Origin of the sequence: Pararcticibacter amylolyticus (assembly GCF_003130405.1) — a bacterium.
Lineage (GTDB): Bacteria > Bacteroidota > Bacteroidia > Sphingobacteriales > Sphingobacteriaceae > Arcticibacter > Arcticibacter amylolyticus.
This window is the reverse complement of sequence record NZ_QEAS01000126.1, coordinates 1-353: the sequence shown is the minus strand read 5'-3', so window position 1 is coordinate 353 and position 353 is coordinate 1. Positions and strand designations below refer to the sequence as shown.

1 pseudogene is annotated in these 353 nt (G+C 60.3%); it reads left to right on the top strand.

The features are described 5' to 3' along the window. Nucleotides 1-353: pseudogene (locus DDR33_RS26335) on the top strand (hypothetical protein); the annotation flags it as partial.

Genomic DNA, 353 nt, shown 5'->3' with positions numbered 1-353 from the left:
AGCTATGAAGGCAACCGGCTGAGCAGCCTCAGCGACGGGGGCAGCAGCACGCTGGGGGTAAAGAACCTGACCGGCTCTGCTGCTGCCTACAGCTATGACCAGAGCGGAAGCCTGACGGGTGACCCTAAAAAAGGGACCACGCTGAGCTACAACATCCTGGGGCGGACGGAGAAAGTGACCATCACCACCGCTACAGGCCGTTACATCAACTACACCTACGATGCCACGGGGGTCCTGGTGCGCAAGCAGCAGTACGACAACAACAGCCTTCAGAAGACCACCGACTATATCGCCGGCTTCGTCTACGAGAACGGGGCGCTGTCGTACTTCGGGATGGCCGAAGGGCGGGTACG